Origin of the sequence: Devosia psychrophila (genome assembly GCF_000971275.1) — a bacterium.
Lineage (GTDB): Bacteria > Pseudomonadota > Alphaproteobacteria > Rhizobiales > Devosiaceae > Devosia > Devosia psychrophila.
This window is the reverse complement of sequence record NZ_LAPV01000136.1, coordinates 23770-30296: the sequence shown is the minus strand read 5'-3', so window position 1 is coordinate 30296 and position 6527 is coordinate 23770. Positions and strand designations below refer to the sequence as shown.

The 6527-nt window shown below is 58.0% G+C and carries 6 protein-coding genes and 1 pseudogene; 3 read left to right on the top strand and 4 right to left on the bottom strand.

The genetic code is table 11. The annotated features are described in order from the left end of the window. Positions 1 to 630 (bottom strand): annotated as a pseudogene (locus tag WH91_RS25505) (IS3 family transposase); the annotation flags it as partial. A gap of 245 nt (positions 631 to 875) precedes the next feature. Further along, complete coding sequence (locus WH91_RS14630; protein ID WP_046171748.1) at positions 876 to 2009, bottom strand: aminotransferase class I/II-fold pyridoxal phosphate-dependent enzyme; 1134 nt, start codon at positions 2007 to 2009, stop codon at positions 876 to 878. Between the two features lie 40 nt (positions 2010 to 2049). Between WH91_RS14630 and WH91_RS14625 the strand changes: the two genes are divergently transcribed. After that, positions 2050 to 2808, top strand: a complete 759-nt coding sequence (locus WH91_RS14625; RefSeq protein WP_046171747.1) for an N-acyl homoserine lactonase family protein — start codon at positions 2050 to 2052, stop codon at positions 2806 to 2808. Here WH91_RS14625 and WH91_RS14620 read toward each other — a convergent pair. Then, positions 2805 to 3539 carry an SDR family NAD(P)-dependent oxidoreductase gene (locus WH91_RS14620; protein WP_074797802.1) on the bottom strand — a complete coding sequence of 245 codons (735 nt, stop codon included), beginning with the start codon at positions 3537 to 3539 and terminating at the stop codon, positions 2805 to 2807. The two genes, WH91_RS14625 and WH91_RS14620, sit on opposite strands and share 4 nt — an antisense overlap. 26 nt (positions 3540 to 3565) lie before the next feature. Beyond that, entirely contained in the window at positions 3566 to 4792 is a 1227-nt protein-coding gene (gene kynU / locus WH91_RS14615) for a kynureninase (protein ID WP_082102187.1), read from the bottom strand. Positions 4793 to 4859: 67 nt separating this feature from the next. On the opposite strand from kynU, the gene WH91_RS14610 reads away from it, so the two are divergent. Further along, positions 4860 to 5621: a GntR family transcriptional regulator gene (locus tag WH91_RS14610; RefSeq protein ID WP_046171746.1), complete on the top strand. Its 762-nt coding sequence runs from the start codon at positions 4860 to 4862 to the stop codon at positions 5619 to 5621. Further along, positions 5618 to 6409: an ABC transporter substrate-binding protein gene (locus WH91_RS14605; RefSeq protein ID WP_052952856.1), complete on the top strand. Its 792-nt coding sequence runs from the start codon at positions 5618 to 5620 to the stop codon at positions 6407 to 6409. The genes WH91_RS14610 and WH91_RS14605 overlap by 4 nt, the downstream gene beginning before the upstream one ends. Positions 6410 to 6527 lie beyond the last annotated feature (118 nt).

Here is a 6527-nt window from a genome sequence, read left to right as displayed (position 1 = left end):
GGAATGCTCGCTGTCGGTGGTGCGCTTGAAGCGGCGCTTCTGGCGCGCCACCAAGCCATTCTCGTGCATCAGTCTGGCGGTGCGGCGACGCCCGACGGCATGCGCCTCATCCTGCAACTCCCGCGTCATGCGCGGGCTCCCATAAGTGCCATTCGAGAGTTTGAACGCCGATCGAACATGGGCGAGTAGAACCATGTCCTGACGCTGCCTGGAACAGGCCGGTCGATCCTTCCAGGCGTCGATCCTTCCAGGCATGGAACCCGCTCGGGCTGACGCCAAGCACTTTGCACATGCGGTTGATGGGGAACTCTGCCTTCTTCGCATCGATGAACGAGAACTTCATCGACTTCCCTCCTTGGCGAAAAAAGCGGCGGCGCGCTTGAGAATCTCGCGTTCTTGCCGAAGAATTTCGTTCTCCCGGCGAAGCCGTTTCAGCGCGGCCAACACATCTTCCGAGCCGGGCTTGGCAGGCTCGTCGATCAAACGGTCCCGACTGCGACCAACCCAGCGCACAAGCGTCGAAAGCCCGATCCCCAAATCGTCGGCAACCTCGCGCTGCGTGCGCCCACTGGCCTGCACCAGACGAACAGCTTCGGCTTCAAACTCTTTCGTAAATCGTCTCTTTTGCATCGGGAAGTTCCTCGTCCTTCATTGGGAACTCTCCACCTTTCCAAAGCAAGTCCACTGTTGCTCGTTTATTGTTCGGCTCAATTGAGCAATATAAGACGAAATCCGAAGTCTTAAGGTCGAGACAAGCGGCAGCTTTCAAGATTTCCAAAACCTGTTGCGGATGACTGCAATGGGGTCCCATTTCGGACTGTAATCTTTGGCCCGCAGCTTCTTAAAAGCGGCCTTTCAAGCCAGAGTTTCCTCTACTATCGTGGCAAATGCCACCGGTCTAAGAGAGCGCTCACTCTAGACAGCCCCAGGTTCAAGTTTACGGTGCTGCCGCCGCCCACGCCGATACGAATGTGGTTGGGCTGATCATACGCGCTGCCTGGCATCAGGAATGTTCGGTACGGCGCATCGAGCAAGCGCTTGGCAAAAGCGTCTGCGCCAATGCCATCGCCTAGGCGCGCGAGGCCTATCAGCCCGGCTCGCGGACGAACCCAGGACAGACGCGGCTGGGCGCTGACAAAGGCGTCGAGTTGGGCGAGGTTGGTGAGCCCATCAGCCCGAGCTACAGCCAGCGCCGCCTTGTAGCGGTCAGCGCGCATCGCCACTTCGGCGACCACTTCGCCCATGATGTTCATGATCTCGCTGGAGTTTTCACGCAGGATGATCGCATCCATGATGAGGGATGGATCGCGGCAAATCATCCAGCCTGTCCGCAAACCTTGCAGACCTAAGGCTTTGGACACGCTGCCGGTGGTTATGCCTTTTTCATAGAGCCCTGCGATCGAAGGGGAGCGCTCGCCTTCCCATTCGAGACCCGCATAGACCTCATCCACGATCAGCCAGGCGCCAACTTCGCGCGCGTGTGCCGCAAGTTCCTGCAGTTCCTCGGTGGAGAAGCGTTGGCCCGTGGGGTTGTTGGGATTGGTGACGAAGACTATTTTGGTGCGCGCGTTCAAAACATCCCGCAAGCGCTCCATCGGAAAGCGCCAGTTTTCGCTTTCCTGGCGCTCCACGTAACGGATTTTACTGCCGATGGCTTTGGCGAGAACCTCCGCCTGTGGCCAGCCGGGGGTTTCCAGCACGATTTCATCGTCGGGTTGCAGCAATTGCATGATCGCGAGGTAGTTGGCTTCCGCAGCGCCAGCGGTAATCAGCACGTCATCGATGTCGCACACCGCGGACAAGCCGGCCTCGCGCAGAACGTGGGTGCGCAGTTGGGGCAGACCGCGAAACGAGACGCCGTTCCAGTCGAGGGACAACTCCGAATCGATGTCGCTTAGAAAGCTTCCAAGTTTCGGCGACTGCGATAGCGATAAGCCAACAATTGCCTCTGGCTTCGAATCCGTGGTTTCAAGAAGATATTGAAATAATGTGTGGATATTGACTTTCAAGACGCACCATTTACACTGTAAACCACTGGAGAAATGTCCTATGAATAATAGTTATTACTTGACTGGATTGCCAAAAGAGCTACACGTGTTGGATTTTGGTCTTTTTACGGTTCATGCAAATGGGCGGATCATTGGCATCTGTGGCTTTCTGATCAAGACTGACGCCGGCGAGAATGTCTTGGTGGATACCGGTTTTCCGCGGCGCTATGCCCTCGAAGCTGCAGCCGCGGCACGGGACGACAATTTAGGTGTGTTCGGCGAGGTTTTGGTCATGACCGAAAACAACATGCCGGCCGAGCAGCTGGCCTTGAGCGGCACCGAGGTCTCCGACATTGATCTCCTGATAATGACGCACACTCACATCGACCATGTTGGCGGCATCGCCGACTTTGCGGGGGCTCCCATCCTGATCTCCAGTGCCGAACGGTCATTGGACAGACCGCTATACTTTGGCGCTGCGCGCCCCATAAAGTGGCCCGATCGGGAATATCGACTGCTCAGTGAGGACACCGTGATCGGGCCGGGCTTCCGGGTCCTGCATGTTCCCGGACACGCGCCTGGCCAGCTGGCGCTCGAGATAGATCTCCCGCACACCGGCAAGGTGGTCGTCACGGGTGACGCGATTTCGCGTCCGAGCGAAGTGGATGAAGGATTTGAAGGCTCTTGGGACGTCGAGCAGGCCAAGGCCAGTGGCGCGCGGCTCCTAAAGCTTGCACGGGATACCGATGCCTTCCTCATCTACGGCCACTCGCCTGAGCAATGGCCCCGCCTGAAGAAGACGCCAGAGTTCTATAGCTAGCGGACATCTCGGCCCTGGTTAAGGATGATCACATTGCCGCTGGAGATATCTCCAGCGGAGGAAACCAGGAAGCGCACCCATTCCGCGATTTCTGATGGCTGCATGGCACGACCATGCGGCATCTGCGCGATCGCGCGATCCAGCACGTCTTGCGTCAGAACCTTGAAAAGCGGTGTTTCCGTCATGGCTGGGGCGATCGAATTTACCGAAATGCGGTCAGCGGCGAAGCGGCGCGCCAGATCCTTAGTCAGGGAGTCCATCGCGGCCTTGCTGGCGCGATAATGCGGCGGATCAAAAACATCGAAGTTGTAGGCGCCGTTGGAAGATATATTGACGATCTTGCGAACCCCGGAACGCCCCTGCATGAGTTTGACCGCATTTTGTGCGCAGTGAAATGCCGATGAAAAATTGATGGCCATTTGCCGGTCGAGTTCGGCGGCCGTGATGTTCGGGAAATCCGACATCAGGCAGGTCCCCGCATTGTTGACGAGGATGTCGAGGCCGCCATGCCGCGACTGAACCTTGGAAAAGGCGTCGGCGATGGCATCAGGCTGGGTCAGATCAACGGGGAGGGCGAGGAAGTTTGCTCCCAGGCTGTCGCCCATTTCGTCCAGGGCCTTTGCATCAATGTCAGCGCCGTAGCAGGCTATGCCATCCCTTATCAGTGCATCGACGATGGCCCGTCCCATGCCTCCGGCAGCGCCGGTAACCAATGCGACGCGCCGATCCATCTCGCCATCTCCCCTATCTACCGGTGTCACGTCACGGCCGCCCGGACCCGATAGGTGTCGGTGTCCCAAAGTCTGTCGCGGAGGATCTGCTCAAGAGTTGCGGACGCGCGAATGATGTCGTCATGGGAGATGTAAAGTGGGGTAATTCCAAATCGGATGATATCCGGCGACCGGAAATCGCCAATGACATCGCGCGCGATAAGCGCTTGCATCACCTCATAGCCGTTTGCGTGACGGAACGAGACCTGACTGCCGCGAAGGCGGTGATCGCGCGGTGTGGCCAGCTCAAGATAGGGACAACGTCGCGCCATTTCGGCGATGAACAGATCACCCAACTGCAGCGACCGGGCATGTAGAGCCTCAAGGTCTAAGTCCTTGAACAACTCCAGCGCGGTGCTGAACGCTATCAGTGACAGGATTGGCGGCGTGCCCGCCTGCATCTTTTCAATGCCGGATGCAGGTCGGTAGGAAGACTCGAAGGCAAAAGGCGCGCTGTGGCCCATCCAGCCCGATAGGGTCGGAACGAGGCTTTCCGCGTGGCGCGGGGCCACATAGAGGAAAGCTGGAGCGCCCGGCCCGCCATTCAGGAATTTGTAGCCGCAGCCAACCGCGAAGTCCGCGTTGCAATCGGCGAGGCGAACGGGCAGGGCACCGGCTGAATGGGAAAGATCCCATATGACCAAGGCGCCTGCGGCATGTGCGGCTTGCGTCACGGACCGCATATTGCGTCGCTGTCCTGTGCGGTAATCGACTTCGGTCAGCATGACCACGGCGACGTCAGCGCCGATCGCTGCTTCTACCTTGTCGCTCGGCAGAGCCATGAGATGAAAGCCGGAACCTACGAGCGAAACGAGACCTTCGGCGATGTAGAGGTCGCTCGGGAAATTACCGGAGTCGGAGAGAATGCGGCGGCGCGAGCCCGACATTTTCAGAGCTGCGCTAAGCACCTTAAAGAGGTTGATCGATGTGGAGTCGCCGACAGCGACACTGCCCGGTTCGGCGCCGATAAGAGGCTCGAGTTGGGCAGCCACGACGCTAGGCAGTTTGAACCAGCCCGCCTCGTTCCAACCCTTGACCAGGCTGTTGCCCCACTGGCGGCTCACTGCGTCAGCCATCCGGGGTGGCACCGTCTTGGGCAACGGACCTAGTGAATTGCCATCGAGATAAATTAGCCCTTCCGGCATTTCGAAGCGGTCTTTGCGATACAGCGCCGAGAGATCGGAGTCGTTCAAAGGTAGGGCAGCATCGGACATGAGAGATCCTATATCAATCCTAGTACCGTAGTTGATTAGTCAAAACATATATGATTTACAAGGTGGCATGATTGAGGTCGAAAAGACAGAGCTGGCCTATCGGAAGATCGAGAAGTCGATCCTGAACGGCTCGGTGCCGCCGGGTAGTCCCTTGCGGGTGGCGACGCTCGCAAAAACGCTTAAGCTCAGCGCCACGCCGGTCCGCGAGGCATTGGCGATGCTGGAAGAGAAACGTCTTGTCGTGCCCGGTACGAGCTGTGGTTGGCGCGTTGCGCCAGTTTCTTTCGACGAGCTCGTTGATCTTGAGGATGCGCGCCTACTGATCGAGCAGCGCCTATTGGAAGAGTCCATCGAGACCGGCGGGCTGGACTGGGAAGGCAATGTCATCGCGGCCCATCACAAGCTGCTTCGGACCCCGCATCCAATTGGCGTGGAGGGCATCGAGGCGCGGGAGCGTTGGGTAGAGGTACATGATGGTTTTCACTTCGCCCTTATTGCTGAGGGAAAGTCAGCCTGGCTGAAGTCTTTTCACCAAACGACGTTCTTGCAGTTGCAGCGGCACCACCAAGCGCTGCTGTTTCATCCGTCGGTGATCAATCCGCGCGCATCGAGCAAGCATACAGAGGTGACGGTTGACCTGTTGCACAAGGCCCTGGCGCACGAACACCACACGCTGCTGATGCAGGCGTCTCTAGACAGGGACCAGAAAGCTGCCGCTACGCTTTTGAGCGACCACGTCCGGATTACGCTGTCGATCTATCAATCCATGCTCGAAAATCGGGCGGGCCAGACGCTGAATATTCACTTGGGAGAGAGAAAACGCGCATGAAAACGTTTAAGAGAGCCGTCGCTTTCGTTGCCTCTGCTGCTGCCATCGTCTCATTGATGGGGATGAGCGCCTTCGCCGAAACACTCAATGTCGGCGCCTATCCAGGCAATCCTCCCTGGGAGTACAAGAATGAGCAGGGAGGCTTCGAAGGGTTCGAGGTCGACCTCGTCAATGAAATCGGAAAGCGTCTCGGCGCCGACATCGTTTTCCAGGATCTCGGCTTCCAGGCGATTTTTGCGGCGGTCAGTTCAGGCCGCATCGACATGGCCATTTCCACCATTTCGATCACCGAAGAGCGCCTGGAAAGCCAGTCCTTTGCGCAGGGACACTATGACAGCGATCTGGCCCTGATCAGCAAGTCGGACAGCGGCATCACCAACATGGATGACATGCGCGGCAAAGTCGTGGGCGTATTATCGTCGTCGGTAGCAGAGGCCTGGGTCAACGAAAACAATGAGACCGTCGGCTTCGGAGAAGTCCGCGGTTATCCCGAACAGCAGAACCTGTTGCTCGACGTGCGGTCCGGTCGGCTCGACGGCGCTGTCGGTGACTTGGCCGGCTATCAATATGCCTTCCAGCAGACACCCGGCCTGTCGATCCTCACGAACATTCCAACCGGGGATCGCTTCGGGATCATGATGCCAAAAGACTCGCCGAACCTGGAACGTGTCAACGAGGCGATCTCCGAAATCAAGAAGGACGGCACTTTGGCCAAGATCCATGCCAAATGGCTTGGTGTCGAGCCTGCACTGACGAGTGCCACAGTCACCGTGCTCGACATCCCATAACAATACTACTCGCGGCGGAGACCCTAAAAGGTCTTCGCCGATCCGACCGGGGGGGGGGGCCGCTAACTTGGGCCACGTTACCTGCGCCTTGCAGTGCGTTTAGGTGATTGATTGATTC